The organism is Acidobacteriota bacterium (assembly GCA_030697165.1).
GTDB lineage: Bacteria > Acidobacteriota > Vicinamibacteria > Vicinamibacterales > UBA2999 > 12-FULL-67-14b.
Window position 1 is genome coordinate 1 of the sequence record JAUYQQ010000019.1, and the last position, 24,370, is coordinate 24,370.

General features: G+C 66.6%; 25 protein-coding genes and 2 tRNA genes. 10 read left to right on the forward strand and 17 right to left on the reverse strand.

Annotated features, from left to right (window positions below):
- Positions 1-164 precede the first annotated feature (164 nt).
- Positions 165-623: a ribose 5-phosphate isomerase B gene (gene rpiB / locus Q8T13_17440; protein MDP3719549.1), complete on the forward strand. Its 459-nt coding sequence runs from the start codon at positions 165-167 to the stop codon at positions 621-623.
- A 55-nt stretch (positions 624-678) separates the two neighbouring features.
- On the opposite strand, the gene Q8T13_17445 is transcribed toward rpiB, so the two are convergent.
- Both Q8T13_17445 and Q8T13_17450 read right to left on the reverse strand, forming a co-directional pair.
- Positions 679-1,374 carry a hypothetical protein gene (locus Q8T13_17445; GenBank protein ID MDP3719550.1) on the reverse strand — a complete coding sequence of 232 codons (696 nt, stop codon included), beginning with the start codon at positions 1,372-1,374 and terminating at the stop codon, positions 679-681.
- Positions 1,375-1,383: 9 nt separating this feature from the next.
- Positions 1,384-2,121 (reverse strand): hypothetical protein, encoded by a 738-nt coding sequence (locus Q8T13_17450; protein ID MDP3719551.1) that lies wholly within the window; start codon positions 2,119-2,121, stop codon positions 1,384-1,386.
- 78 nt (positions 2,122-2,199) lie between these two features.
- Here Q8T13_17450 and Q8T13_17455 point away from each other — a divergent pair, with 78 nt between their 5' ends.
- Positions 2,200-2,823 (forward strand): O-methyltransferase, encoded by a 624-nt coding sequence (locus Q8T13_17455; GenBank protein ID MDP3719552.1) that lies wholly within the window; start codon positions 2,200-2,202, stop codon positions 2,821-2,823.
- A gap of 1 nt (position 2,824) precedes the next feature.
- Entirely contained in the window at positions 2,825-3,733 is a 909-nt protein-coding gene (rocF, locus tag Q8T13_17460) for an arginase (protein ID MDP3719553.1), read from the forward strand.
- Positions 3,734-3,881: 148 nt separating this feature from the next.
- Here the strand turns inward: rocF and Q8T13_17465 are convergent, their stop codons facing one another.
- The 5 genes from Q8T13_17465 to Q8T13_17485 all read right to left on the reverse strand — a co-directional run bounded on the left by Q8T13_17465 (position 3,882) and on the right by Q8T13_17485 (position 7,269).
- Positions 3,882-4,286 carry a response regulator gene (locus Q8T13_17465; GenBank protein MDP3719554.1) on the reverse strand — a complete coding sequence of 135 codons (405 nt, stop codon included), beginning with the start codon at positions 4,284-4,286 and terminating at the stop codon, positions 3,882-3,884.
- A gap of 32 nt (positions 4,287-4,318) precedes the next feature.
- Entirely contained in the window at positions 4,319-4,885 is a 567-nt protein-coding gene (locus tag Q8T13_17470; protein ID MDP3719555.1) for a DUF1569 domain-containing protein, read from the reverse strand.
- Positions 4,886-5,007: 122 nt separating this feature from the next.
- Positions 5,008-5,082, reverse strand: a tRNA-Lys gene (locus Q8T13_17475).
- Positions 5,083-5,089: 7 nt separating this feature from the next.
- Positions 5,090-5,791, reverse strand: a complete 702-nt coding sequence (locus Q8T13_17480) for an ATP-binding cassette domain-containing protein (protein ID MDP3719556.1) — start codon at positions 5,789-5,791, stop codon at positions 5,090-5,092.
- Entirely contained in the window at positions 5,788-7,269 is a 1,482-nt protein-coding gene (locus Q8T13_17485) for an ABC transporter substrate-binding protein/permease (protein ID MDP3719557.1), read from the reverse strand. Before Q8T13_17485 ends, Q8T13_17480 begins: the two co-directional genes overlap by 4 nt.
- Before the next feature lie 83 nt (positions 7,270-7,352).
- Between Q8T13_17485 and Q8T13_17490 the strand changes: the two genes are divergently transcribed.
- The gene (locus Q8T13_17490; protein MDP3719558.1) at positions 7,353-8,201 is read left to right on the forward strand and encodes a DUF4159 domain-containing protein; all 849 of its coding nucleotides are present in this window, start codon (positions 7,353-7,355) and stop codon (positions 8,199-8,201) included.
- Positions 8,202-8,328: 127 nt separating this feature from the next.
- Here the strand turns inward: Q8T13_17490 and greB are convergent, their stop codons facing one another.
- The 3 genes from greB to Q8T13_17505 form a co-directional block, all read right to left on the reverse strand.
- The gene (gene greB / locus Q8T13_17495) at positions 8,329-8,910 is read right to left on the reverse strand and encodes a transcription elongation factor GreB (GenBank protein ID MDP3719559.1); all 582 of its coding nucleotides are present in this window, start codon (positions 8,908-8,910) and stop codon (positions 8,329-8,331) included.
- A gap of 13 nt (positions 8,911-8,923) precedes the next feature.
- Positions 8,924-9,889, reverse strand: coding sequence for a threonine/serine dehydratase (locus Q8T13_17500; GenBank protein MDP3719560.1), 966 nt, complete (start codon positions 9,887-9,889; stop codon positions 8,924-8,926).
- A gap of 179 nt (positions 9,890-10,068) precedes the next feature.
- Positions 10,069-10,144: transfer RNA gene (locus Q8T13_17505), tRNA-Glu, on the reverse strand.
- A gap of 131 nt (positions 10,145-10,275) precedes the next feature.
- Here Q8T13_17505 and Q8T13_17510 point away from each other — a divergent pair.
- Entirely contained in the window at positions 10,276-10,527 is a 252-nt protein-coding gene (locus Q8T13_17510; GenBank protein MDP3719561.1) for a hypothetical protein, read from the forward strand.
- Complete coding sequence (locus tag Q8T13_17515; GenBank protein MDP3719562.1) at positions 10,527-10,940, forward strand: type II toxin-antitoxin system VapC family toxin; 414 nt, start codon at positions 10,527-10,529, stop codon at positions 10,938-10,940. The genes Q8T13_17510 and Q8T13_17515 overlap by 1 nt, the downstream gene beginning before the upstream one ends.
- On the opposite strand, the gene Q8T13_17520 is transcribed toward Q8T13_17515, so the two are convergent.
- The 7 genes from Q8T13_17520 to Q8T13_17550 form a co-directional block, all read right to left on the reverse strand.
- Positions 10,937-13,039, reverse strand: coding sequence for a PAS domain-containing protein (locus Q8T13_17520; GenBank protein MDP3719563.1), 2,103 nt, complete (start codon positions 13,037-13,039; stop codon positions 10,937-10,939). The genes Q8T13_17515 and Q8T13_17520 overlap by 4 nt on opposite strands.
- Positions 13,040-13,092: 53 nt before the next feature.
- A complete protein-coding gene (locus Q8T13_17525; protein MDP3719564.1) occupies positions 13,093-14,610 on the reverse strand; it encodes a type IV pilus twitching motility protein PilT in 1,518 nt (505 codons plus the stop codon).
- On the reverse strand, positions 14,610-15,080 hold the full coding sequence (locus Q8T13_17530; protein ID MDP3719565.1) for a hypothetical protein: 471 nt from the start codon (positions 15,078-15,080) through the stop codon (positions 14,610-14,612). The genes Q8T13_17525 and Q8T13_17530 overlap by 1 nt, the downstream gene beginning before the upstream one ends.
- Before the next feature lies 1 nt (position 15,081).
- Complete coding sequence (locus Q8T13_17535) at positions 15,082-16,026, reverse strand: hypothetical protein (protein ID MDP3719566.1); 945 nt, start codon at positions 16,024-16,026, stop codon at positions 15,082-15,084.
- A gap of 28 nt (positions 16,027-16,054) precedes the next feature.
- Positions 16,055-16,441 (reverse strand): hypothetical protein, encoded by a 387-nt coding sequence (locus Q8T13_17540; protein MDP3719567.1) that lies wholly within the window; start codon positions 16,439-16,441, stop codon positions 16,055-16,057.
- 113 nt (positions 16,442-16,554) lie between these two features.
- Positions 16,555-17,532 carry an amidohydrolase family protein gene (locus Q8T13_17545; protein MDP3719568.1) on the reverse strand — a complete coding sequence of 326 codons (978 nt, stop codon included), beginning with the start codon at positions 17,530-17,532 and terminating at the stop codon, positions 16,555-16,557.
- Between the two features lie 63 nt (positions 17,533-17,595).
- On the reverse strand, positions 17,596-18,894 hold the full coding sequence (locus Q8T13_17550) for an amino acid permease (protein MDP3719569.1): 1,299 nt from the start codon (positions 18,892-18,894) through the stop codon (positions 17,596-17,598).
- A gap of 14 nt (positions 18,895-18,908) precedes the next feature.
- On the opposite strand from Q8T13_17550, the gene Q8T13_17555 reads away from it, so the two are divergent.
- From Q8T13_17555 to Q8T13_17570, 4 genes are all read left to right on the forward strand, one after another.
- On the forward strand, positions 18,909-19,673 hold the full coding sequence (locus Q8T13_17555) for a sulfite exporter TauE/SafE family protein (GenBank protein MDP3719570.1): 765 nt from the start codon (positions 18,909-18,911) through the stop codon (positions 19,671-19,673).
- An 85-nt stretch (positions 19,674-19,758) separates the two neighbouring features.
- On the forward strand, positions 19,759-20,961 hold the full coding sequence (locus Q8T13_17560; protein MDP3719571.1) for a PQQ-dependent sugar dehydrogenase: 1,203 nt from the start codon (positions 19,759-19,761) through the stop codon (positions 20,959-20,961).
- Positions 20,962-21,016: 55 nt separating this feature from the next.
- On the forward strand, positions 21,017-23,188 hold the full coding sequence (gene ppk1, locus Q8T13_17565; GenBank protein MDP3719572.1) for a polyphosphate kinase 1: 2,172 nt from the start codon (positions 21,017-21,019) through the stop codon (positions 23,186-23,188).
- Positions 23,189-23,245: 57 nt separating this feature from the next.
- Complete coding sequence (locus Q8T13_17570) at positions 23,246-24,370, forward strand: FIST N-terminal domain-containing protein (GenBank protein ID MDP3719573.1); 1,125 nt, start codon at positions 23,246-23,248, stop codon at positions 24,368-24,370.

A 24,370-nucleotide genomic window follows, 5' to 3' on the forward strand; every position in this document is an offset into this window, starting at 1 on the left:
GGGGGGGGGGGGGGGGGGGGGGGGGGGGGGGGGGGGGGGGGGGGGGGGGGGGGGGCTGGTTGGGGCTTCCCACCCGCCCTACCCGCCCTACCCGCCCTACCCGCCCTACCCGCCAGACCTGCCCTACCTGCCCTACCCCGCCCGACCTGCCCTACAATCCCTTTATGCGCATCGCAATTGGGGCCGATCACGCCGGTTTTGAGATGAAACGCGACCTCGCCGGGCACCTGGCGCAGGCCGGACACGAGGTCACCGACCTGGGTACGCACTCCACCGCGCCGGTCGATTACCCGGATATTGCCGAGGCGGTCGCCCAGGCCATTCGTAACGGACAAGCCGACCGCGGCGTCCTGGTGTGCGGCAGCGGCGCCGGCGCAGCCGTGGCCGCGTGCAAGTTCCCGGGCGTGCGCGCGGCCGTCTGCCACGACGCCTACACCGCGCGCCAGGCGGTGGAGCACGATGACCTGAACGTGCTGTGCCTGGGGTCGCGAGTGATTGGCCCGGCGCTGGCCCGCGTGCTGGCCGAGACGTTTCTGGCCGCCAGTTTCTCGAGCGAAGAGCGGCACATGCGCCGTCTCGCGAAGATCGATGCAATCGAGTTGCGCTACTCCCGGGACAAGTGAAAACAGGAGATCAAAAGATCAGGAGAATATTCTCTCTTGAGCTCTTGAACTCCTGTTAGCCGAGCAGCTCGTGACGCAAGCTGTCGAACTGCGCGTCGGCGCGGCGCACGCCTTCGAGGATGGCTTCGGGGGTAAGCCACGTGTCGGGGTCGAGCGCGGTGGCGCGTGTCATCCACAGGTCGCGTTCGACGGCGTCGGCATGGCGTTCGTGAATGCGGGCCGACAACTCGGCATACCGCGCGCGTAGCCGCGTGGCGATCTCCCGCCCCACGAGCTCCTCCAGCAGGCCGTGCACATGGCGCGGCGGCGGCGGGGCGTCTTCGATCGCGCCGGCGGCGGCTGACACGCCCTCCTGCAGCTCGCTCTCCAACGCTTCGTCCTCAGGCAACGCGTCCAGTTCGGTGGCCGGTTCGGCCGGCGCCTCTGGCCGGCCGCGCGGCTGCGCCTCGCGCTGCGGATCGCGCCCGCGTGGCCGCCGGCCTTCGGGCTGTCGCGGCCGGGCCGGCGCCTCGTCTTCCGGCGTCATCACCTCGCTCAACGCGAGAATCGCCGGCCAGTCGAAATCGATCTCGGGATGCTGGTCCTCGATGGTGCGGATGGCGTCTTCGTCAAGCGGCGCGCGGCCGAGGATGATGCCCGGCGCCGTGCGATACCAGTACAAGAGCTTCGGCCGATCGCCTGGACGATCGGCGTGAAGCAGGAAGGTGTTCTCGGTACCGCGGCGATCGCGGGTCAGGCGGAGGAATGGCACGGCCTGGCCCTAACGCCGCTTCTTTGCGGCAGGCTTGGCCTTCTTGGCAGCCTTGGCTTTCTTAGGCGCGGCTTTGGCCAGTCGCTTGGTCGCAGGCTTGGCTATTGGCTTCGGCTTGACCACCGGCTTGGCCTTGGCGATGGGCTTCGCCTTGGCAGCCGGCTTGGCCGCGGGCTTTGCCGCCGGCTTCTGCACCGGCCTGGCTGCCATCGGCTTGGCTGCGACCGGCTTGACTGCTGCCGGCTTGGCCGCCATCTTCTGCGCTTGCCCCCCGGAGCCTTGGCGAACGGGGGCGGGGGCCCCGACCTTCACCACCGGCGCATCGGGCGACCGGTAGATCATGGTGAACCGGACCTGGTCGAAGGTCGTGTGAAACGTCCACAACTCGGCCACCGGAATGGCGTACTCGGCGCACAGCCGCCGGGCCGCGTCCACCGACGTCGGCGGCACGTACAAGTGCAATGGCACCTTCAACTTGCAGAACACGGCCCACTCCGCTCGCGCCTCGAGCGAGTTCACCGATTCGCCGGTCTCGACCTCGATCGTTCCCAGCAGTTTCTTGGTGCCTTCGGCAAAAATCAGTACGTCCGGGTACACCACCAGGTCGCCGACCGTGATCGACTGGTTTTGCTCGTTCCCGGGATTGATGATGACGTCGGTCTTTCGCTTATAACGGGCCTGAAGCAGGCGAATAACCCGATCGTGCTCGAGTTGTTCGCGAACCGGGCGGGTGAGAATCGGGCTCACTAAGGGCCTCTCCGGGTTGGTCTTAAAAGTCACGGCACTATAACACGCGGCTCCGGGCCGCCCGGCTAGAATGGAAGGATGTTTTTTCGGGTCGTTGCCCTCCTTGTAGCCCTTTTCATCGCCAGTTCGGCCGCCGCCCAGGGCGTGGATCCGGGGGTGGCGAAGCTGCTGGCCGGCATTCGGGCCGCCGACAAGGGCCAACTGGCCGTGTCCGAGGAGGATGGCAAGTTCCTCCGGGTCCTGGTCGGCGCGATCGGCGCGAAGCAGGTGCTCGAGATCGGTGCCGCCAGCGGCTACAGCGCCATCTGGATTGGCCTTGGCCTGCGCCAGACCGGCGGCAAGCTGGTGACCATCGAGTTTGACCCGGACCGCGCCAGGGAAGCCGCCGCCAACATCAAGCGCGCCGGCCTGTCGGACATCGTGCAGGTGGTGTCGGGCGACGCCTTCAAAGAGATCCCGAAGGTGCCGGGCCAGTTTGACCTGGTGTTCCTCGACGCCTGGAAACCCGACTACAAGAAGTTCTTCGACCTGGTGTTCCCGCGGGTCACACCGGGCGGCCTGTTCCTCGCCCACAACGTCATCAACAAGAGGAACGACATGCTCGACTTCCTGTCGCTGATCGAGACGCATCCACAGGCGCTCACGACCACGGTGTCGCCGGGCCACGAGGGGATCTCGATGACGTACAAGAAGAGGAAGTGACATGAAAGCGGTTCACATCATCGGCGTGCCGCTGGACCTGGGCGGTAACCGGCGCGGCACCGACATGGGGCCATCGGGGTTCCGCATTGCCGGTCTCGCCGAGCAACTGGCGGCGCTCGGGCTCGCGGTGACCGACAAGGGCGATGTGCCCTCCCCCATTCCCGAGGCCAAGGGCGCCGGCGATCCCCGTAAGCGGTACGTCAAGGACATTGCGAAAGTTTGCCAGCGGTTGTTCCAGACCTCGCTCGCGTCGTTTACGGAAGGGGCGACGCCGATTGCCCTCGGCGGCGATCACAGCCTCGCCGCCGGCTCGGTCGCCGCGGCGGCGGCACACCTCCGCACGCAGAACAAGCCGCTCGGCCTGATCTGGGTGGATGCGCACGGCGACATGAACACCCCCGCGTCGACCGGCTCGGGCAACGTGCACGGCATGCCGCTCGCCGCGCTGCTTGGGCCCGAGCCCGCGGAGCTCGCGCATTTCGCCGGCGATCGCCCCGCCGTGCTGGCGAAGCACACCGTGCTGGTCGGCATCCGCAACCTGGACGAGCGCGAGAAGCAAGCCGTGCGCGCATCCCAGGTGCACGTCTTCACGATGAAGGACATCGATCGGCTCGGCGTGGCCGCAGTGATGGACCGCGCCATCGCGATCGCCAGCCGCGGCACCGGCGGGTTTCACGTGTCGTACGACCTCGATGCCTGCGACCCGACGGTGGCGCCCGGCGTCGGCACGCCGGTCAAGGGCGGCCTGAGCTATCGCGAAGCGCACGTGGTGATGGAGATGATCGCGGAGTCAGGCAAGATGACGTCGCTTGACCTGGTCGAGGTCAACCCGGCACTCGACGTACGCAACACCACGGCGGAGTTCGCAACCGAACTCGCGCTGTCGGCGTTTGGAAAGAATATTCTCTGATCCCCACGGGAGGGCACTCCTTGTCGGGAGGACAACTCCTGTCGGGAGGGAATTTCTTGTCGGGAAAGATTCAGAACGATCCCGACATGGAGTGCCATCCCGACGAGAGGTTCCCTCCCGTCAAGAATTGTGATCCCGTCGAGTTCTGTTAGGAGGCGGCGATGCGGCCGAAGCCGCTCTGGTTGCCCTTCGACTCCTCGAGCATGTCTTCGAGGGTGTCCATCAGCATCACCAGCGAGTAGGGCTTTTCGACGAGGCGGGTGTTGGGGCGCAGCGTCTCGAGGTCCGCGGATTCCGATCGCAGGCCCGAGAAAATAATCACCGGGATGCCGGGCGGCGTAGAGACCACGACTTCGCGGCCTGAACCGCGGCGCAGGCGCAGGTCGATAATGGCGGCCGCCGGACGGTGCGTCTTGATGGCATCAAGGCCCTCGTCTGCGGTTTCAGCCGTGACGACCGTGTACTGCCGCATCTGCAGGAACTTTACCAACGGCTGGCGAACAGCACTGTCGTCTTCAACGACCAGGACGACCGGCGAGACTTCTCTGACCACGTCGGGATTATCGTCCGATGCTCGGGGGAACGCTAGAGGCGAGTGGTAGGACTGGGCGGTCCGGCATGTGCGTTTAACGGACTGATGCGACAGATCAGCGATTTTTGGCGCCTCGCGAGAATCTGCTTCTCGTGGTGCCGGGTGTGGATCAGGTGGAACCGCAGCCACTGGTCCACCGTGAACGGGCCCAGAATGGGGTGGTCCAGCACGCGGACCCCGCCAAAGACCCGCCTGGTCCGCACGGCCGCATCGTCCAGCCACGCCAGGTCACGTTTCACCCCCTCGAGCAACTCGGGCAAGGGAATGGTTCCGGTCGGCAGGATGTGCTTGGGCGCCTTGCGGCCCTCGGGAAAGTACCCGAGATTGAGCACCGCAAACGTCTGCGCCGCCTGCTTCATCGTCTGGCGCGTTGCCAGTGGTGTGTTCTTCTCCAGGCACCGTTCAAACCCCTTGGCGGTGCCCGAGTAGGACTTCTGCAGGTGCTCGACAATTTCGGCCGGGGACCAGCGATCGCCGATCCGCTTGATCACCGGGTCAGGCGATACACCGGTCGTGGCGTCAACAATGAGGTCGAGACAGGACTGCAGGTAGCTGTTCATGGGGGGTCTACTGTCCTTCGACTCGCGCTGCTCGCTCAGGACATTCGACCTGTTGGTTCGCTCAGTGACCTAGCCATGAGCGAACTATCAAGCCGCCGAAGGTGGCTTGATGGTGAGTCGAATGGTGGGCCGGGTGGGGATCGAACCCACGACCAATCGGTTAAAAGCCGAGTGCTCTACCACTGAGCTACCAGCCCGAACCACCTATTGTACACCGTGACGCGCGCGCTCGACCTGCAGCAACGCCTTCGTCGCCTCATGCTGTGGATGGCTTAGTACCTCTTTGGGGTCCCCCTCCTCCACCACCACGCCATTCGCCAGCACCACCACGCGGCTGGCGTGCTCCCGCACGAAGTCATCGTCGTGCGACGTCATGACCAACGCGCGCCCGGTCGCAGCCAGCGCGCGCAGCGCATCACCCAGTTCGTTGCGGCGCGCGGGATCGAGCGAGGCCGTCGGCTCATCCAGCAGCAACAGCGGCGGATCGACCGCGAGCGCGCGGGCAATGGCCACGCGTTGCGCTTCGCCGCCCGACAACTCCCGCGGCAGGGCGCCGGCGCGGTGACCGACCCCTAGTTGATCGAGCAGCAACTGGGCGCGCCCGCGCGCATCGGCACGGGTCACGCGGTGCACATGAATCAGCGCCAGGGTCACGTTGTCGATCGCCGAAAGATGTTCGAACAGGTAATGGAACTGGAACACCATGCCGGCCTTGCCGGCGCTGATCTCGCCCGCGTCCGGGACGTCGAGTCCGGCAATCACGCGCAGAATGCTGGTCTTGCCCGACCCCGACAGCCCCATCAGCGCCACGACCTCTCCGGCGCGCGCGTCGAGGTCGACGCCCTGCAGGATGGCGCGGGTCCCGCGGGCCAGGTGCAGGCCACGAACGGTCAGCGTGGTGCTCATACGCCTGGCATCCTCCACCGCTCTTCGAGCCGGCGCGCGAGGTAACCAAGCGGCAGCGACATCACGAGGTACATCGCCGCGCACAGCAACCCCGGCACCAGCCAGCTGCCGATATTGGTGGCAAAGATTTGCGTCTGCTTGGTCAGCTCCACGACCGTGATCACCGACACCAGCGACGAGTCCTTGAGCAGGGCGACAAAGTCGTTGGTCATGGGCGCCAGGGCGATGCGAAACGCCTGCGGCGCGCGAATCAGCCGCAACGCCTGGAAGTTGGTGAACCCGAGAATGCGCGCGGCGTCGAGCTGCCCGCGCGGCACGGCCTCGAGTGCGCTCCGGTAGATTTCGCTCTCGTAGGCGGCGTAGTTCAGTCCGAGCCCGACGAGCGCGGCGACGAAGGCGGGCAGGCGAATCACCGACGACAGCCCGTAGTAGATCACAAACAGCTGCAACAGCACCGGCGTACCGCGCATAACCTCGACATAAACCGTCAGCACCGCGCGAGTGATCGGATCTCCGTAAACGCGACCGATGGCGATCAAGGAGCCTAACGCCACCGCGAGAGCCATGGCGAGGCAGCTGAGCCCCAGGGTAATGACGGCCGCTCGAAACAGCGACGGGAGATAGGCCCACACGGCACCCGTGTTCCGGCTCCCGACTCCCGTCTCCCGACTCCCGACCGCCAGTGCGAGCGTCGGAGTGGCCAAGACGCGAGCGAAAAGGGTCGGTTGGTCGTCGTTCCAGACATTCCATTTCCGGAAGATCCGCTCCAGCGTACCGTCGCGCATGGCGTCGCGGAGAATGACGTCCACCTGGTCGCGCAGCGCCGTGTTCTCGGGCGCGGTGATGATGATGTAGTGACCGATCGCCAGCGCCTCGGGATGCGTGAACAAGCCGGTGTTGCGCCGCATGGCGCGCTCGGCGAGCACGTGGTCGAGCACGACCGCATCGACGCGGCCGAGGGCGAGGTCTGAATAGGGATGGACGTCTTCGTCGTACGAGACGGCGGTCAGGCCGTGGCTGCGCTCGGCCGCGAGCAGCAGGTCGTACGCGATGGTGCCGCCCAGGGTCGCCACGCGCCGGCCGCGAAGGTCGGCGAGCGTGCGGTAGCGATCGCGATCGGCGTCGCGGACCGTGAGCACCTCCCGAAATTCGTAGTACGGCACGCTCGCGGCCAGCGACTGGCGGCGCGCGGGGATGTCTTCAATCCCGCTCAGGCCAATGTCGAAATCGCCGCGCTTCGCCGACTGGTCGAGCGACTGGAAGGCCACCTGGACGAATTGGGGACGCCGGCCCAGCCGCGCGGCCACCAGTTCGGCGATCTCGACGTCGAACCCGGCGACCAGCGAGGGATCGGTGGGGTTGGCTTCGACGAATGGGGCGCCGCCCTCCGCATCACCGCCCCACCGGAGGGGCTGCGGTGTCTGCGCGCGGGCCACTGCCGCGAACAGCAGGCAGCATAGGCACACAGCGGCTCGCATCCCGTCAATCCTTGCGACCCGGCTGCGGCCTGTCAAGCAAAAGCCCCGTGGTCGCACCATGCAAATCAGGCTACGCTTGGGTCATGCGGGCCGGCGGGCGATTCTGGATCCTGGTCGGGATACTCGGCGCGATCGGCGCCGGCGTCACGATCGCCCACGCCCAGCAGATTTGGGCTGGGGGCTTCGGCGGGCGCACCCCGCCACGCTTCCCCACCGCCACCAGCTTCGACGGCAGCTTCAATTTCTGCCGCGTGATGTTCCGCAGCGATCGCCGCGAGAAACAGGGCTGGGCCACCGACTACCCCGGCGCCGACATCAACTTCAGCGTCCGGCTCGCCGAGCTCACCAAGGTTCGCGTGAAGATGGCGAACATCGGCACCGAAGACGAGGTGCCCGACGCCGTGGTGGTCCGGCTCACCGACGAAGCGCTGTTCCGGTGTCCGTTCATCTTCATGGAGGATGCGGGCACCGCGCGCTTCACCGATGCCGAAGTGGATCGCCTGCGCGATTACTTTTTGAAGGGCGGGTTCCTGCTGGTCAGCGACTACCATGGCAGCTGGGCCCGCGAACAGTTCGACTCGGAGATTGGCCGCGCGCTGCCGCGCGCCCGTTATCCGATTGTGGACCTGGCACCACCCGACCATGCGATCTGGCGGACGATGTTCCCGGTGGCGAAGTTACCGCAAATGGCGTCGATCAACACCTGGCGGCGCACTGACGATGTGATCGAGCGGTGGAATGAGGACGGCTCGCCGCCGAGCGCGCGTGGCATTGCCGACGAGCAGGGCCGGCTCATGGTCGTGATGATCCACAACACCGACATGCCCGATGCGTGGGAGCGCGAAGGCGAAGACAGCGAGTACTTCTTCCGCTTTTCGCCGGAGGCCTATGCCGTCGGCATCAACATCCTGCTCTACGCCATGACGCACTGACCGGCCGCTACGGCGCCGAGCACGACCGCATCATCATGATGAGCACCGCCGACAGCACGACCGAGATGGCGATCGATCCGAAGCAGCCGAGCTTGTTCGAGAAGAACAGGAACACGCATCAAGTCTCTCACGGCGCGGCCTCGGCACCCGGAGGAATGCGGAACGGCGCCACCGGAATGTGCTCGTAGCGCACGTCGAGAATCTCCAGCTGTTCAGTACCGCCGGGGGCGCGCAGCACCACGCGGTCCCCGGGGCCTTTCTTCATCAACGCACGAGCCAGCGGCGACACCCAGCTGATGTGATCGCGATCGAGATCCACCTCGTCTGCGCCAACGATGCTCACTTCGCGCTCGTTCCCCTCGGCGTTGGCGTAGCGCACCGTTGCCCCGAAGAACACGCGAGCCGCCGCCTGCTTGGGCCGCGGGGCCTCCGGGTCCACCACTTCTGCGGCATCGATGCGTTTCGTGAGGAAGCGGATCCGTGAATCGATCTGCCGCAGCCGGCGCTTGCCGTATTGGTAGTCGGCGTTCTCGCTGCGATCACCGTTACTGGCCGCCCAGGTCACGACCTTCGTCACCGCCGGCCGTTCCCGGGTCAACAGAAACGCGTGCTCATCCTTCAGGCGTTGCAAGCCGCTCGGGGTGATGTAGTTCTTCACCCGAACCGCCGGCGCATCGAGAGCGGGTGTTCTCCGGGAGCCCTTGTACATGCGACCCACTCATTCAATCACGCGCGCCGGCCAACACCGCTGCCAGCGTCGCGTGATCGATGTTGCTGCCCGTCAGGACGAGACCGACCCGCTTGCCGGCCAGTTCGCTGGTCAGGGCGCACAGGCCAGCTAATCCGGCCGCTCCGGCCCCCTCGCACAGGTTGTGGGTGCACTGCAGGTAAGTCCGAACCGCGCCGGCGATGGCGCGCTCGCTCACCGTGATGAAACCCGACAGCCCCTCTCGCAGCACCTCGAATCCGAACCCTGCCGGCGCGGTGACGCGAATGCCATCGGCAAAGGTGTTGGCCGCGCGGCTCATGATCGTGCCGGCGTGCCACGAGTCGTGCACGGCCGGCGCCCCGGCGGCCTGTACGCCGTAGATCTTAAGGCTGGGTTTCATCGCCCGCGCCACCAGGATCGCACCGACGGCATGGGAGCCGCCACCGACGGAGAGCACGAGCGCCTCGAGATCGGGTTGTTGCTCGAGCATCTCCAAGGCGACGGTCGCGGCACCGGCCACGACGGTTGGATTCGCGAACGAGTGCACGAAGACCATTCCGGTCTCGGCCACCGCGCGCTCCGCTGCGGCGATGGTGGCACTGTAGTCGACGCCGACCTCGACCAGTTCGGCTCCGAAGCCGCGAATGGCCGCGTTCTTGTCGGGGTTGTTGTTGAGGGGCACGAAGATCCTCGCCTTCACCCCCAGCATCCGCGCGGCCAGGGCCACCCCCTGACCGTGATTGCCCAGCGTGGTGGCGATCACGCCGCGCGCGCGCTCGTCGTGACTGAGCGCCGTCATCGCCGCCAGCCCGTTGCGGTACTTGAAGGAGTTGGTCGGCAGGTGGTTCTCGTGCTTCACGAACACTGAGATCCCCGAGCCTACCGCCTGGTCCAGGCTGGGATAGGTGCGCAGGGGCGTCACCGGGACGAACGGCGCCAGGCGAGCCCTGGCCGAGATGATGTCGGGCAACGTCAGCATGGCGGCATCCCTCATAGTAGCGGCTGGGATGGGTCCGTCGTGCCCCATCGCCGACCGGACGTCGGCTATGGAGTGTTACCAATGTCTCCGGAATGAACTGTCACCCATGTGCCCGGAAGAGACTGGCGAAGCGGAAGGAACTTCGGCGGGACAGACTTCGCCAGACCTTGAGTCTTGTGTGGCGTCCCCGACGGGATTCGAACCCGTGTTTTAGCCTTGAAAGGGCCACGTCCTAGGCCTCTGGACGACGGGGACGCACTGGCGGAACATCAGATTGTAGCACGCTCGATCGGCTGAACCGGCCGGTGGTTCAGACGGCGGCCGCGTCTTGACCGGCCGGTTGCGACGCTCTAGAATGAATGCATTGACATCACCATGGTGCATTCATGAAGACACTCACCATTCGCAACGTACCCAAACGACTGGCCGATGCGCTCGACCGCGAACGGCGCCGGAAGGATGCCTCGCTGAACAGCACGGTTCTTGACCTGCTCGGCCGCAGCCTTGGAGCCGATGGCCGTGGGCCACGCCGCAATGGCCTGGCGAGCCTGGCCGGTACCTGGAGCGCCGAAGACCAGCGTCAATTCGACGCCGCTCTCACGGCCGTCGAGGCCATCGACAAAGACATGTGGGAGTAATGCGGTTCTGTCTCGATACCTCGGCCTACAGCCATTTCAAGCGCGGCGACCCCCAGGTCGTCGAACTGATCGATCGCGCCGATTGGCTGGGTGTACCGGTTGTGGTGCTGGGCGAGTTGGCGGTCGGATTTCGACAAGGCAGCCGGCGAAAGGAACATGAGTCCGACCTGGCGGAGTTTCTCGCCAACCCGGTGGTCGAGGTGCTGCCTGTCGACGAAGACATGGTCGGCATCTATGCCGATGTCGTCACCGACCTCAAGAAGGCGGGCACGCCGTTGCCGGCCAACGACATCTGGATCGCGACGGTCGCCACGAGACACGGCGCGACCGTCCTCACCTACGACCAACACTTCCGATTGATCGCGCGAACCGGGTCAACCGTCCTGACGGCGCCAACCGACCACGGGTACTAAAGTCGGCCCGCCAACAGGTGGCGGATCATCTCGAAGAGGCGATCCGGCGCCACTGGCTTCACCATGTGCTCGTCGAAATCGCCGGCCAGCGCCCGTGCGCGATCGCGCTCCTGGCCGTATCCCGTGAGTGCGATCAGCCGCACCGATGAATCGAGCGCACGCAGGCGGCGCGCCAGCTCATAGCCATCCATGCTCGGCAGGCCGATGTCGAGAATCGCCAGGCCGGGTTGGAAGGCCTCGAACGCGGCCAGCGCCTCGGGACCGTCGGCGTGGCTCTGCACCTCGTAACCGGCGTGGCCGAGCAGCACGGCCAGGGTCTCGGCCGCATCCACGTTGTCGTCCACCACCAGGATGCGACCGGCGCCGCTGCCTGTCGCCGGCGCCGTGGCGGCGGCGACCACCGTGAGCGCGGCCCCCGCGCCGGCCGCCGGCAGCACCACCGTAAAGGTGCTGCCGCGGCCCACTCCCGCACTCTCGGCCCGCACCGTTCCCTGGTGCATCTTCACCAGCGTCCGCACAATCGACAGCCCCAGGCCCAAGCCACCCTTTTGCCGGTCGAGCGGCTGTTCGCTCTGCACGAACAGGTCAAACACGCGCGGGAGCAGCTCGGCGGACATGCCCTTGCCGTGATCTTCCACGACGACCAGGACCTTGCCGTCCTGGCGACGGAGCCGCAACTCGATGGGCTGGTCGCCGGGCGTAAACTTCGCCGCGTTCGTCAGCAGGTTGCACACCACCTGCACCAGCCGCACGCTGTCGCCGTACACCAACGCCGGCTCGCCCGGCAGCTCGACGTCCAGCGGACGCCGGCGTTGATCGAGCGCCGGCTGCGTCAACTCCAGGGCCCGGTTCACGACCGCCCCCATATCGACCAGTTCGCGTTGCAGCTGAATCTTGCCCTGGGTGATGCGCGAGACATCCAGCAGGTCGTCCACCAGGCGCGACAGGTGCGCCACCTGCCGTTCGATGATGCCGCGCTCGGCGCCACCCGATTCGCCCTTCAACCGCATGACGTGCAGCGCGGTCATGATCGGCGCAAGCGGATTGCGCAGCTCGTGACCGAGCATGGCGAGGAACTCGTCTTTCGAGCGGTTCGCGGTCTCCGCTTCCTTCAGCGCGGCCTCGGCCTCGGCGTACGAGCGCGCGTTGTCGAGCGCGAGCGCGGCGCGGTGGGCCAGCTCCGCGATCAACGCGCAATCATCGTCGGAGAAGCGCCGGCCCGATTCCGCCTGCACCGCTGCCAGCGCACCGAGGGTGCGGCCGCGCGCGATCAACGGGACGGCGAAGTACGAGCGCATGCCGATGGCGCGGGCAAACGTCACCTGGTCCGGATTGCGATCGCGCGGCACCTCGAAGTCCTCGAGGTGCGGCACGCTGTTGGCGGCGACCCACGCCATGGAGCCCTCGGAGTCCGCCGGCACGTGCAGCCGCGCGGCCAGGGCCGCGGCCTCTCGCGCCTTGTCCGGATCGGAATGGTAGGTCAGCGCTCGCCGCAGCTGGCCGGTCGCGTCGAGCAGGTCCACGCGACACCAGTCGGCAACCTCGGGCACGACGATCGAGGCAATCGCCTGCAGCGTGGCGTCGGGTTCGAGCGAACGTGACAACACGGCGCCGGTCCGCGCCAGCAACTCGAGCCGACGCCGCGCATTCTCCGCGACCGCGCGCGACTGGCGTTCCGCCGCCAGCAGTTCCACCCGCTCGGTGACATCGTTGGTCGAACCCACCATGCGGACGGGCCGGCCGTCGTCATCCCGAATCACCTCCGCGCGCGTGACGAGCCACCGCGTGCGTCCATCCGCCAGCTGCACGCGGAACTCGGCCTCGAACGACTGCCCGCCCTGCAAGGCGGTCTCGAGCGCGGCGCCGACCGCCGGCGCATCGTCGGGATGCACCAGGCGCGCGAAGTCCGCGACCGTCCCGCCGAACTCGCCCGGCTTGACGCCGTGCAGCTCGTAGACCCGCTCCGACCACTCGACGTGATCCCGGACGACGTCCCAGTCCCAAATGCCGAGCTGGCCAGCCTGGATGGCGAGCCGGCGGCGCTCGTCCTCCCGCTGTTGCCCGTCGGCGTCGAGGCGGTCTCCGTCCGTCACACTCATGTACCGAGATTCTGTCACGTCGCGGCCGGTTCGCCGCCGAGACCGGGTGGCGCTCAGGTGGCCGCGCCCTGGACGAACTTCGTGTCGATGTTCGCGCGTTTCAACAGGCCCTCGAACCCGGGCTTGTCGACCGCCTTGAGGTACGCCTCCTGGGGCTCGACCAGCTTCTTCGTCACCAGCTCCATCAGCGCGTCGTTCAGGGCGACCATGCCCTGGGCGCGGCCGACCTGCATCATCGACGGAATCTGGAAGGTCTTGGCTTCGCGAATCAGGTTGCTGATGGCGCTGTTGATCAGCAGCACCTCGAGCGCCGCGACCCGGCCGCCGCCGATCTTGCGGCACAGGTTCTGGGCAATCACGCCCTTCAACGACTCGGACAGCATGATGCGGATCTGCGCCTGCTGCTCCTGCGGAAACTGATCGATCACGCGATCGACGGTCGAGGCCGCGGTCGTGGTGTGCAGCGTGCCGAACACCAGGTGCCCCGTCTCGGCGGTCTCGATGGCAATGGCCACGGTCTCGAGGTCGCGCAACTCGCCCACCAGGATGATGTCGGGATCCTCGCGCATCGCGGCCCGCAGCGCGTTCTTGAAGCCGCCGGTGTGCGTGCCCACTTCGCGCTGGTTGATCAGGCAGCGCTGGTTCTCGTGCACGAACTCGATCGGATCCTCGATGGTGATGATGTGATCGGTGCGCGTCTTGTTGATGTAGTCGATCATCGCGCAGAGCGTGGTCGACTTGCCTGAACCGGTTGGGCCGGTCACCAGCACCAGGCCCTTGGTCAGCCGGCACAACTGCAGGATGTGCGGCGACAGCCCCAGTTGCTCGGCCGTGAGGATCTGCGCCGGGATGACGCGAAACACGGCGCCAGGGCCCTTGCGGTCGAGAAACATGTTGGCGCGGAACCGGGCTAGGCCCGTGAGCTCATACGCGAAGTCGGTGTCGTGCCGCGACTCGAACTCCTCGCGATTGGTCACCGGCATGATCGGATGCAGCAGCGCCATGACGTCCTCTGGCGACAGCGGACCGATGCCCGGATCGAGCGGCTGCATGTGGCCGTCCTTGCGGATCAGCGGCGGCATGGTCGACGACAGGTGCAGGTCTGACGACTTCGACTCGACCATCAACCGGAACAGCGCATCGATGGCGTTGCCGCCGCCCGCGGGCGCCGCAGTGGCCACCGGGCGCGTCACCGGCTTCTCGACCGGCGCCGCCGGCGCCGGCGCGGCTCCCCCGGCCGCCACGCTCGTGGCCGGCGCGGACTTGTCGGGCACGAAACTCACCGCCAGCTCGGTGCCGTTGCGCAGCACGGTCACCTTGAAGGCGCCGGCCTCGGACGAGACGTAATCGAAGTCCACGGTCGATTCCTGCGGCAGCCGCCGCCGGGCCTGTTCCGGGATGATCGGGCTGAGCAGCGTGAGAATCTCCTGCCTGGTGAGCGGGGCCGTGCTCGCGTCCTGTGCCGCGCCGTTGGCGTCGATCATCCGTGCCGGGCTGCCGACCGCCAGGCGCAAGCCGCGTGCCCCGGTCTGGGTCATGTTCATCAACAAGCCGTCCACAGCTGCGGCCATTATTCGGTCACCTCGAGCAACGAAACGATGTGCAAGGAGTTAATCAACAGCGTGCGATCGGACTGCTCGACATAGCGAAAGCGATCGTCAATGTGCGCGTAGTCGCTCAACCGGTCGCGGCCCGGCGGCCGGTACACCGCGACCTGGCCGGTCACCGTCTCGCCGCTCGACAACAGAATCCTGACATGCCGCCGCGTCGCCAGGTCGTAGCCATCTTCAAGCTGCGCCTCGATCACGTGCTCGGGCAGCACCACCTTGATGACGTGCGCGCGGTTGATCAACGAGGTGTCGCCGTTGGGCGCCTCGAACGGGAAGAAGCCCGCGGCCAGGTTGAGCAGGTCGCCGACCCGTTCGGGACCGGCGTGCACCTGGCTCGATCCCGACAGGAAAAAGTGGCCGCTCACCGTCGTCCCGGTTGACAGGGTGATCTCCGCCGCCTCGCGCCGTTTCTCGACCCGGAATTCCGACACGCTAAGGCCTCTTGGGCTCGGCGACGACCATGGCCACGGCATCGCCCGTCGGCGACACGCTCAGGCGGCTGACGCCGCCAAGCTGAAAGGTGGCGGCGTCGAACACCTCGGTCCAGCCGGTGGCGCCGCGCGTCCACGAGAAGATTTTCGTGCCCGACGACATCACCACCGTGCGGCCGTCCGGCATCCAGGCATAGTCGCGGTCGGCGCTGCCTTCAACCGTCGCCACGAGCGAAGCAATCTGCCGCGTGTCGATCGCAATCTCCTTGATGGTAAACGCCGCCGGCCGGTCGCGTTGCACGAAGCCAACTGCTTCGCGCTGCACGAAACTTACGGTTCGGCTGCCGGGCACGCGGTGCAGCGAGCGACCGATGTCGCGCGCGACCACCTCGGCCTGGCCCGTCGAGACCCGCGCCACCTGGAGCGTCGCCGGCTGCCCGAGAATGAACATGGCGAGATGATCGGGTTCGACCCAGGCGTGATACCCGACCGGCTTCACGTCGGCGAGTACCAGGTGCGGTCGCTTCCCGGCCGCGTCGAAGCGCCACAACCGCTGGCTGCGATCGGGTTCGGTTTGCACGACACTGAACCCGCCAGGCTCGCCAATGCCGGCCGGCAGGAACGTCGGTGAGTTTTCGTTCTCGGCCGTCTGCGTGAGTTGCGAGACGTGGCCGCTGGCGCGATCGAAGGCGTAGATGTCGATTTGCTTGCCGTCGCGGTTGGCGGCAAAGAGGAGGCGCCCGCCGTCGGGGCTGAACATCGGCTGGTTGTCGTAACCCGGCGCGGTGGACACCGGCACCGGCTTCGCCGTTTTCATGGAGGCGAGGCCGGCCGGCAGCGTCACGAGATAGATGTCGGTGCCCGGCGGCGGTGCGGCCGGCGCGGGCGCCGGTTGCGCCTGCGCCAGCCCCAGGCCCGCCGCCAGCAGAAGGATCAGCGCTCGCATGGGCGAAGTATACCGCGAGCGCCCGAGCCTACATTTTGGGCTTGTCGTTCTTCAGCTCGACGATCACCACCTCGATCGGCTCCTGGCCGCGGTTCAGATCGCCGTGCTGGGTGCCGGCCGGATCGGCATCGAGCCAGTACGCCTTCCCGGTCTCCCACTTGTAGGTTTGCAGCGTCGCGCCCTTCCCGTCGACGACGTCGAGGTCCCCGCCCTTGAGCACGACGGCGGCGCGGCCGTGATCGTGGCGATGCAGCGCGAGCGGCTGGTTCGGCATGATGATCGACTTCCACACCTTGAGTTCGCTGTTCTCGAACTGCGGTTCGCGGCGGCTCGTGTTCGCCTGCTGCCCCACCGCGACACCGGCCGCGAACACCGCGCCAATCACCGTCACGCCAACCATGAACTTGATTTTCATCTCACCCTCCTGAGAAATGCCACACACGGAAACACGAAAGCACCGAAACACCTAGCGCTCGCACAAGAGCGATTGGTTCCGTGGTTCCGTGGTTCCGTGGTTCCGTGCATGTATTAGTCCACTCCCAACAACCGTGCGGCGTTGCGGCCGTAGATGCCCTCGCGCTCGGTCGGCGAAATCGGCAGGCGGCTGATCGCGTCGAGCATCTTCGGAATGCTGCCAATCTGGTGCGGGTAGTCGCTGCCGGCCAGGATGTGATCGGCGCCCGCGAACTTGATGGCCAGTTCGATGTTGTTGAGATCGAAGTTCACCGTGTCGTAATAGAACTGCTTCAAGTACGTGCTTGGCGCGCGGCTGATGTTGGCGCGGCAGTCGGCGAACGCCTCGTAGCCGCGATCGAACCGCTCCGCCAGGTACGGCACCGCCCCGCCCATGTGGCACAGCACCCATTTGATCTTCGGGTACCGCTCCGGCACGCCGGCAAACACCAGGTGCGCGGCGGCCAGCGTGGTATCCATCAGGAACCCTACCAGCGGCATCAGCCAGTACTGCTCCATCGCCTCCACGCCAAGCGGGTGCGCGGGATGAATGTAGATCACCGCGTGCAGGTCGTTGGCCTTCTGCCACAGCGGCTCGTAGACCTTGTCGGCCAGCGCCACCCCATTGACGTTGCTGAAGACCATGGCCCCCGGCAAGCCAAGGGTCGTCATGGCGCGCTCGAGTTCGATCACCGACGCGCCTGGATCGTTCAAGGGCAACGTGGCCAGCGACAAGAAGTGCTGGCGCTGCCTGACGGCGGCGGCAAACGCATCGTTCACGTGCCGGGCCATCTCGACCGCGGTGGCCGGCTCCTCGAAGTGCGTGCCCGGGGTGGTGAACGTGATCACCTGCTTGTCGACGCCGTGTTTCTTCAACACGCCCTCGCGGTAGTCGAGATCACGATGACCCGGCACCAGGATGTTGTAGTCACCCGGATAGTGCAGGCGCGGGTTGCCCTCGGCGTCGAAGTCCATGCGGACTTTCGTGGGGCCCTTCTTGACCGCGGCCAGGTACTCAGGCGGATAGTAGTGATTGTGAAAGTCTATTTTCATAGGGACTAAGGTGCCAGGGTGCCAAGGTGCCAAGGGTGCCAAGGGTGCCAGAGTGCTAGGGTGCTAGCCACGGCGGCGAGCCCAGAGATAATACGCGGGGATGCCGGTGGCGACAATCGCCAGCCCGATCGCACTGTTCGTGAGATCGGCGCGCACCTGGTTGAACACGATCGCCGCCGACGCCAGCACGAACAGGATCGGCGCCAGCGGGACGAGCGGCATGCGCCACGCCGGCTGATAGCCCGGACGCCGCCGCAGCAGGACCACGCCGAGGGCCAGCAGCGCGAAGAAGATCCATTCGGTGTAGATCACGCGGGTGAACAACGCGCGATACGTGCCGGTGAGCACCAGCACTGATGACCACACCGCCTGCAGCACGATGGCACGGCCCGGCGTCTGGAACTGCGGATGCAGGTGACCGGCCCACTTGAACCACAAGCCATCCTGCGACATCTGGTAATAGACGCGCGGCCCCACCATGACGATCCCGTTCAGCGCGCCAAACGCGCTGAACATGACCAGCGCCGAAATCACGCTGCCCCCGCCCGACCCCATCAGCACGTCAAAGGTGTCGGCCGCGACGCGAGACGAGGCGATCACCTTGTCGACCGACAGCACGCGCAGGTAGATGGCGTTGAGGCCGATGTAACAGAGCGTCACCACCACCACGCCAATCAGCAGCGACCGCGGGATCGTGCGCGTCGGGTTGACGGTTTCCTCGGCGGTGTAGGTGACCATGTGCCAGCCACCAAAGGCGAACAGGCCGGCGCCAACCGCCAACATGAAGTTGCCGGCGGTCACGGCCGCCACCGGGGCCACGGCCGCCTCGGCCGCCGGCGACCCGCTGAGCGCCCACCCAATGGCAATGATCGCCAACACGGCCGCCACTTTCACCACCGTGAACGCCGACTGGAGGCCGCTGCCGAACCGCACGCCCAGGTAGTTGACCGCCGACAGGACGAGAATGGCGCCAATCGCGACGCCGCGGGTGGCGGCATCGTCCAGCGGTACGAAGTAGCCCGTGTAGCGGGCGAACACCGTCGCAATCGCGGCCAGAATGCCGCTGTGCATGGTCCAGAACATGGCCCAGCCCCACAGGAAGCCGAGCACGGGCGAGTAGATCTCTCGCAGGAAGACGTACACCCCGCCGGTGCGCGGATAGGCCGACGCCAGTTCCGCGCACACCAGCGCGCCGATCAACGTGAGCGCGCCGGCCACCGCCCACGCCAGCACCACGGCCGGCGGCGACGGCACGAGCGCGGTAATCTCGGACGCCTGGACGAAGATCGCGGAGCCGATGATTGTGCCGACCACCAGGGCCGTGGCCGCGGGCAAGCCGATGGCGCGATTGAGTGGGCTCATGTGGTGATGCGGGGATGCTATACGATCAGCGCGTGCCGTACTCGCTTGAACTTGTGGCGCTGGCCGTGGCCGGCGTCGTCGCCGGCGCCCTCAACGTGATCGCGGGCGGCGGTTCGTTCCTGACCCTGCCCCTGCTGCTGTTCTTTGGGCTGCCGGCCTCGCTGGCCAACGGCACCAATCGCGTCGGCGTGCTCTCGCAGAACCTGGGCGGCGTCATTGGCTTCCACCGTCACGGGGCGGTCGACTGGCCATGGGCACTGAAGGCCAGCATCCCGGCCGTAGCGGGAGCCGCGCTTGGCGTGTGGGCGGCCCTGGCCGTGCCCGACTTCGCCTTTCGCCGCATCTTGTCGGTCGCCATGGTCGTCGTCACGATCTGGTCGCTGGCCAGCCAAAGACGCAAACCCGTGGCGGCGGCCGATCTCAAGCCACCGACGCACTGGTTCGTCGTCCTCGGCTTCTTCGCCGTCGGCCTCTACGGCGGGTTCATCCAGGCCGGCGTTGGGTTTCTCGTGCTGGCCATCACGTCGGCGGCCGGCATGGACCTGGTGCGCGGCAACGCGGTCAAGCTGCTCAGCGTGCTGCTGCTGACGGTGTTGTCGCTGGTGGTGTTCGCGGGCGCCGGACAAGTGGACTGGCCGCGGGGCCTGGCGCTGGCGGTTGGCAATTGGGGCGGCGCCGTGATCGGCGTGCGCATGGCCGTGCTCAAGGGCCACAAGTGGCTGCAGCAGGTGGTTACCGTCACCGTGATCCTGTTCGCGATTTTGCTCTGGTTTAATTAGGCACTTCTTGTCGGGAGGGCAAATCCCGTCGGGAAGACATTGCCTGTCGGGCTTCTCGGACTTGCACGCCTGTTAAGCTGTGCGTATGCGCCTCGCTGCTCCGGTCCTGGTCGCCCTTCTCCTAACGGTCGTCTGCGCGGGGACCGTCGCGGCCCAACTGCGCACCGCAATCGTCGCTACGGGCTTCACCAACCCGGTGGCCTTTGTCGCCGATCCCGCCGATCCCGCCACCTTCTTTGTCGTCGAGCAGCGCGGCACGATTCGCAGCATCACCAACGGCGTGATCTCGTCCGTCCTGTTCCTGGACCTGCGGGGACAGCTGTCATCAGGTGGCGAGCGCGGCCTGCTCGGCATGGCGTTTCCGCCGGATGCCGCCACCTCGCGCCGGTTCTTCATCAACTTCACCAACCTCAACGGACATACCGTGGTAGCGCGCTACACGCGCGACGCTGCCGGCCGGGTCAATACCGGCTCCCGGTTTGACCTGGTCTGGCCCGATGGCCGCGCCTTCATCGAGCAGCCCTTCTCGAATCACAACGGCGGCCACCTGGCGTTCGGCCCCGACGGCTTCCTGTATGTCGGCCTTGGCGACGGCGGCAGCGGCGGCGACCCGCTCAATCACGCTCAGAACCCCAACTCGCTGCTGGGCAAGATGCTCCGGCTCGACGTCGGCGTCGCCGACACCGACGTGCGCGGCTACCGCGTGCCCGAGGACAATCCGTTCGTGGATCGCGACCCGATCGCCGCGCTCCCGGAGATCTGGGCGTTCGGGCTGCGCAACCCATGGCGCTACAGCTTCGACGACTGGACCCGCGGCGGCACCGGCGCGCTGGTGATTGCCGACGTCGGGCAAAGCGCGCGCGAAGAAGTGAACTGGGAGCCTCGCGGCGCGGGTGGGCGCAACTACGGGTGGCGGGTGCGGGAAGGCCGCCTCCCATTCGATGCGCGGCAGCCGGCCGCGTACCAGCCGCTCACCGACCCGATTCACGAGTACCCACGCAGCGACGGGCAATCGATCACCGGGGGCGTGGTCTATCGCGGCACGGCACTGGACCCGATGTTCAACGGGCGATACTTCTTCGCCGACTACGTGGCGGGACGCGTCTACTCGATCGGCCTCGCACTCGACGAACACCAGGAAGCCACGGCCGTGGATTTGCTCGTGTTGACCGACCTGCTCGGCGGCACCGCGGAACTTGGTTTAATCAGCTCGTTCGGCGTGGACGCATCGGGCGAGATGTATATAGTTAGTTACTCGCGTGGGCGCATCCTGAAGATCGTGCCCTGATACACCGTTGTTACACGCTTGTCACCCGCACGAATACCACCAGTAGAATTGACGCATGGTCACCCCCACCGCCGTCACCAGACGCCCGCGGAAGCGCCGTGCCGCCGAGAGCGTGTCGTCGGTGGCGGTCGCGCCCCATCGCGACTGGACGAAGCTCGACCCTAACGACCTGACCTCGCCGTCGCTCTACATCAACCGCGAGCTGAGCTGGCTGGCCTTCAACGAACGGGTGCTGGCCCAGGCGCAGGACACCACCCATCCGCTGCTCGAGCGCGTCAAGTTCCTGGCTATTTCGGGGACCAACCTTGACGAGTTCTTCATGGTGCGCGTCGCCACCATCCTGAAGAAGTTCCGCGCCGGCATCGAGGAAGTGTCGATCGACGGTATGACCACCGACATCGAGCTGGCGACGATTCGCGGCCGCGCGCTGGCGCAGATCGACGCGCAGATCGCCTGCTGGTCGCAATCGATTCGCCCGCTGCTGGCCGCCGAAGGCATTCACTTCCTCGATCCGCACGACTACACGCCGGCGATCGACGCCTGGCTGGCGCATTACTTCAAGGACCACATCTTCCCGGTGCTGACGCCGCTGGCGTTCGACCCGGGCCATCCGTTTCCGTACATCTCGAACCTGAGCATGAACCTGGCGGTGCGCGTGCGCCACGCCGGCCGCACCAAGTTCGCGCGCGTCAAGGTGCCGGGCATGCTGCCGCGGTTCGTCGCCCTGCCGGAGCACCTGTCGCCGCTGCCGGGCATGTCCCACGTTTTCCTCGAGGACGTCATCCGGCGCAACATCCAGACGCTGTTCCCCGGCACGCAGGTCGAAGGGACGCACCTCTTCCGGATTATTCGCGACACCGACATGGTGATCCAGGAAGACGAGGCCGACGACCTGCTCGAAACCGTCGACCGCGGCCTCAAGCAGTTGCGGCACGGCGCGTTGTCGCTGCTGCATGTCGAGGCCGACATGCCGAAACGCGTGCTCAGCATCCTGATCGAAAACTTCGAGATCGGCGAGGACGTCGTCGCCCGTGCCACCGACCGGCTGGGGTTTGGCGACTGGCACGCGCTGACCAAGCTGCATCGCCCGGCCTTGAAGTACCCGGCGCTGGTCCCGCGCACGCTCTGGGCGCCCGACGAGACCGAGAAGGTGTTCGAGCAGATCGCCGACCAGGACTTCCTGCTCCACCATCCGTTCGATTCGTTCACCTCGGTGGAGACGTTCCTGCGCGCGGCGGTCCAGGATCCGCATGTGATCGCCATCAAGATCACGCTCTATCGCATTGGCGCCAACTCGCCGCTGGTCGACTTGTTGATCGAGGCGGCCGACCAGGGCAAGCAGGTGGCGGTGCTGGTCGAGCTGAAGGCGCGCTTCGACGAACGCAACAACATTGCCTGGGCCAACCGGCTCGAGTCCGCCGGCATCCACGTGGTCTACGGCCTGATGAACCTCAAGGTGCACTGCAAGCTGGCCCTGGTCGTTCGCCAGGAGGCCGACGGCATTCGCCGCTACGCCCATGTCGCCACCGGCAATTACAACCGCGTCACCGCGCAGGTCTACACCGATTTCGGCCTGTTCACCGCCGACGAAAGCATTCTCGACGACGTGAGCGAGGTGTTCAATTCGCTGACCGGCTACTCCAACAAGCGGTCGTATCACGCGCTGCTGGTGGCGCCGGTCGGGCTGCGCCAGGGCTTCCGCGCGCTGGTCGAGCGCGAGATCGAACACGCCAAGGCCGGCCGTTCGGCCTGCATCATCATCAAGAACAACGCGGTCGCCGACCAGGGCATGATCAAGACGCTCTACCGCGCGTCGCAGGCCGGCGTCTCGATCGACATGATCGTGCGCGGGGTGTGCTGCCTGCGCCCGGGCATTCCCGGCATCAGCGATCACATCACCGTCCGTTCGATCGTCGGCCGGTTCCTCGAGCACTCACGCGTTTACTACTTCGAGAACGGCGGGGCGCCCGAGGTGTACCTTGGCAGCGCCGACCTGATGGAGCGCAACCTCGATCGCCGCGTCGAGGTGCTCTGTCCGATCACCGACCCAGGCCTCAAGCAAATGGTGCGTGACCGCGTGCTCGCCGCGCTGTTGAGCGATACCGACCGGGCCTGGACGCTGCAGACCGACGGCGCGTACACCAGGGCCACGCCGCCCGAGGGCGTGCCGCCCTCGAACTCCCAGCGTTCCCTGCTGGAATGGTACGCGGCGCAGCACGAGTCCTGAGCACCGGTCACCCAATTCCTCCCTCGAACAGGCGTCAGTTGCGCTAGGGTATCTGGTGTGAAGGTTCAGCAGTGCCGCTGGTCGGAGGACAACGGATGGGCCGGCCCTCCGCCGGACGCCGCTGCGCAGCTCGTGCTGGTCTTTGGCGACCGCGCCGCCATCGCCCGTCCCGCGGTTGGTGCGGACCTGGCGGCCCGCTGGCCGGCCGCCACCATCGTCGGTTGCTCGACCGCCGGCCAGATTTGCGGCACCGACGTGTTCGACGCCGGCCTGGCCGCCACCGCAATTCGATTTGAGCACACCACCCTGCGCGTCGCGTCGGCGCCGGTCACGGCCGCCGGCAGCGCGGCCGCGGGCGCGGCACTGGCAAAGGCACTCGCCGGTCCCGACCTGGTCCACGTTCTGCTCTTGTCCGAGGGCCTGGACATCAACGGCGAGGCGCTCGTGCGCGGCTTGGGCGAACGGTTGCCCGCCACCGTGTCGGTTACCGGCGGCCTGTCGGCTGACGGCGAACAGTTCCACGAAACCGTGGTGCTGGCGGGCGGGGTGCCGCGCCGGAACCTGGTGATCGCGGTCGGGCTCTACGGGTCATCCCTCCACGTCGGGTGCGGGTCGGTCGGTGGCTGGGATTCGTTCGGCCCCGAGCGCCAGATTACGAAGTCGCAAGGCAACGTGCTCTACGAGCTGGATGGCCAATCGGCCCTGGCGCTATACAAGCGTTACCTGGGCGAGCACGCGTCGGGCCTGCCGGCCTCGGGACTGCTCTTCCCGTTGTCGCTGCGCACGCGCGACGCGAGCACGCCTGTGGTGCGGACCATCTTGGCGGTGAACGAGGCCGAGCAGAGCCTCACTTTTGCCGGCAACGTGCCGGTGGGCGGCTATGTGCGGCTCATGAAGGCGAACTTCGATCGGCTGATCGATGGCGCGGTCGGCGCCGGCCGGATCAGCGCCGACGCACTGGGCACGCCCGTCGCTCTCGCGCTGCTGATCAGTTGCGTCGGCCGGCGAATGGTGCTGCGGCAACGGGTCGAAGAAGAAGTCGAGGGCGTCCGCGACATCGTCGGACCGGGCGCGGTGATCACCGGTTTCTATTCATACGGGGAGATCTCGCCCTTCACGCCGAGCGCCCGATGCGAGCTGCACAACCAGACCATGACGGTCACCACCTTCTCCGAGCGCTGA

Coding starts and splice junctions, on each gene's coding strand:
- rpiB (MDP3719549.1), top strand. CDS start 165: ATGCGCATCGCAATTGGGGCCGATCACGCCGGTTTTGAGATGAAACGC.
- Q8T13_17455 (MDP3719552.1), top strand. CDS start 2,200: ATGTTTTTTCGGGTCGTTGCCCTCCTTGTAGCCCTTTTCATCGCCAGT.
- rocF (MDP3719553.1), top strand. CDS start 2,825: ATGAAAGCGGTTCACATCATCGGCGTGCCGCTGGACCTGGGCGGTAAC.
- Q8T13_17470 (MDP3719555.1), bottom strand. CDS start 4,885: ATGAACAGCTACCTGCAGTCCTGTCTCGACCTCATTGTTGACGCCACG.
- Q8T13_17480 (MDP3719556.1), bottom strand. CDS start 5,791: ATGAGCACCACGCTGACCGTTCGTGGCCTGCACCTGGCCCGCGGGACC.
- Q8T13_17485 (MDP3719557.1), bottom strand. CDS start 7,269: ATGCGAGCCGCTGTGTGCCTATGCTGCCTGCTGTTCGCGGCAGTGGCC.
- Q8T13_17490 (MDP3719558.1), top strand. CDS start 7,353: ATGCGGGCCGGCGGGCGATTCTGGATCCTGGTCGGGATACTCGGCGCG.
- greB (MDP3719559.1), bottom strand. CDS start 8,910: ATGTACAAGGGCTCCCGGAGAACACCCGCTCTCGATGCGCCGGCGGTT.
- Q8T13_17500 (MDP3719560.1), bottom strand. CDS start 9,889: ATGCTGACGTTGCCCGACATCATCTCGGCCAGGGCTCGCCTGGCGCCG.
- Q8T13_17510 (MDP3719561.1), top strand. CDS start 10,276: ATGAAGACACTCACCATTCGCAACGTACCCAAACGACTGGCCGATGCG.
- Q8T13_17515 (MDP3719562.1), top strand. CDS start 10,527: ATGCGGTTCTGTCTCGATACCTCGGCCTACAGCCATTTCAAGCGCGGC.
- Q8T13_17520 (MDP3719563.1), bottom strand. CDS start 13,039: ATGAGTGTGACGGACGGAGACCGCCTCGACGCCGACGGGCAACAGCGG.
- Q8T13_17525 (MDP3719564.1), bottom strand. CDS start 14,610: ATGGCCGCAGCTGTGGACGGCTTGTTGATGAACATGACCCAGACCGGG.
- Q8T13_17535 (MDP3719566.1), bottom strand. CDS start 16,026: ATGCGAGCGCTGATCCTTCTGCTGGCGGCGGGCCTGGGGCTGGCGCAG.
- Q8T13_17540 (MDP3719567.1), bottom strand. CDS start 16,441: ATGAAAATCAAGTTCATGGTTGGCGTGACGGTGATTGGCGCGGTGTTC.
- Q8T13_17545 (MDP3719568.1), bottom strand. CDS start 17,532: ATGAAAATAGACTTTCACAATCACTACTATCCGCCTGAGTACCTGGCC.
- Q8T13_17550 (MDP3719569.1), bottom strand. CDS start 18,894: ATGAGCCCACTCAATCGCGCCATCGGCTTGCCCGCGGCCACGGCCCTG.
- Q8T13_17555 (MDP3719570.1), top strand. CDS start 18,909: ATGCTATACGATCAGCGCGTGCCGTACTCGCTTGAACTTGTGGCGCTG.
- Q8T13_17560 (MDP3719571.1), top strand. CDS start 19,759: ATGCGCCTCGCTGCTCCGGTCCTGGTCGCCCTTCTCCTAACGGTCGTC.
- ppk1 (MDP3719572.1), top strand. CDS start 21,017: ATGGTCACCCCCACCGCCGTCACCAGACGCCCGCGGAAGCGCCGTGCC.